Genomic DNA, 1,534 nt, shown 5'->3' with positions numbered 1-1,534 from the left:
GGCTAGGAGCGGGGGAAGCGGTCAGGGGCCGGGACCCCGTTGTCGTCGCCGTCCTCCTCAACGCCGGACACCTGCGGTTCGCCGACCGGAAGGCCGGACCCCGCAACACGAGACAGTCCACCGGACGATGACAGCAGTCGTCGCAGGCGCACTGCGGGAGACGTAGGCCACCGGCGAGGCACGTCGGGGAGGTGCAGGTGCCCGGACCCGTTGTCAGTGCCCGCCTCTACAGTTTCGGCATGGCGACCCTTCCCAACCCGCTGCCGACGCTGGCGGCAGACCCGAGCGGCAGCTCGCTCGGGCTTGAACTCCCCGCCGGGAGTCTGATCGACGTGACCGCCGAAGGCCCGGCGGACGAACCGTTGTTGTGGTGTGCGGACGAGCCGGCGAGGCCCGGGGACTACGACGCGCTCCAGCCCGCGCGCAGGGCCGCCGGGCTGCTCCCCGTGCTGTTGGACCTGGGCGGCGGCCAAGGCGCCCTGGACGAATGGCACTTGCTGCCCGACGAGGCGTCGTACCCCGGGGACCACGACGCCGAAGAGGTCCTGGAGGAGTTCTGGGAGGAGTACGCGGCGGACGAACTCGCCCCGGACGCCGACCATCCCGGCGCGGACTCCCTCGCCGAGGCCGTCGTCGAGAACTTCGGGGAGCAGGCCACGTTCGACGAGACGATCGCCCCGTACGGCCCCGAGTGGCCCGGCCTCGCCGAACCGCTCACCCTGGTCGACGATCCGGACGCGCGGGCCGCCGAGGTCGCCGACTCCCTTGCGGACAGCGGCAGTTGGCTCAAGGAACCGCGCCTCGCCCTCGTACCGGCCCGCCGCAGCGCCGACATCCCGGCGGCTATCGGCTGGACCGGGCAGATCAACTACGAGGGGGACGTGGCCCGGCTCTGTGCCGTGCTGCGCTCCTGGGAGGACCGCTTCGGGATACGGGTCGTCGCCCTCACCGCCGACCAGTTGGTGCTGTCGGTCGCGGCGCCGCCGGCCACCCAAGAGGAGGCCGAGGCGATCGCCGCCGAGCACTTCGCCTTCTGCCCCGACAACATCACCCAGGGCCATCACGAAACCCTGCGCGCGTACGCCCAGCACGAGGTGCTCAACCAGCAGGTGTGGTCCTTCTGGTGGGACTGACCGGCCCGGCACACCCACCCCGGATCAGCTGAGCAGCTTCATCCCGTCCGGCGCCTCGATCCCGAACTCCTCGTCCAGCACCCGCCGCGCCTCCCCCTCGTCCGTCAACTCCCGCTCGCTCACCGCACCGTCGGCCCTTGTCTCGGTCAACACGCGTCCATGGAGCAGGAGATGACGGTCAGGGGTGACGCGCTGGACGAAGAGCCGCTGGGTGAAGGGGGAGCGCGGGTTCGTCGCGATGTGCCAGTTGATGACGTCGAAGTCGACGTGCTCGAAGGGCTCCAGGGTGAAGGCGTACTGCGGCTGCCAGGCACCGTTCCCATCGTCGCCGCCGCCGTCGTACGCCTGGAGGACCAGGAGCTCCAACGGCCCCCGGTGTGGCACCTGGACCAGCCGGTGCC

At 71.1% G+C, this 1,534-nt stretch carries 2 protein-coding genes; one reads left to right on the top strand and one right to left on the bottom strand.

What is annotated here, in order from left to right:
- Positions 1-239 precede the first annotated feature (239 nt).
- Positions 240-1,133 (top strand): DUF4253 domain-containing protein, encoded by an 894-nt coding sequence (locus AC31A1_RS51200; protein ID WP_489659880.1) that lies wholly within the window; start codon positions 240-242, stop codon positions 1,131-1,133.
- A 24-nt stretch (positions 1,134-1,157) separates the two neighbouring features.
- Here the strand turns inward: AC31A1_RS51200 and AC31A1_RS51195 are convergent.
- Positions 1,158-1,534, bottom strand: a 377-nt coding sequence (locus tag AC31A1_RS51195) for an arylamine N-acetyltransferase (protein WP_489659879.1), incomplete at its 5' end; no start/stop codon positions are given.

The sequence above is a fragment of the Streptomyces sp. P5F9 genome, from assembly GCF_057961495.1.
This window is presented reverse-complemented; position numbering and strand designations above follow the sequence as displayed.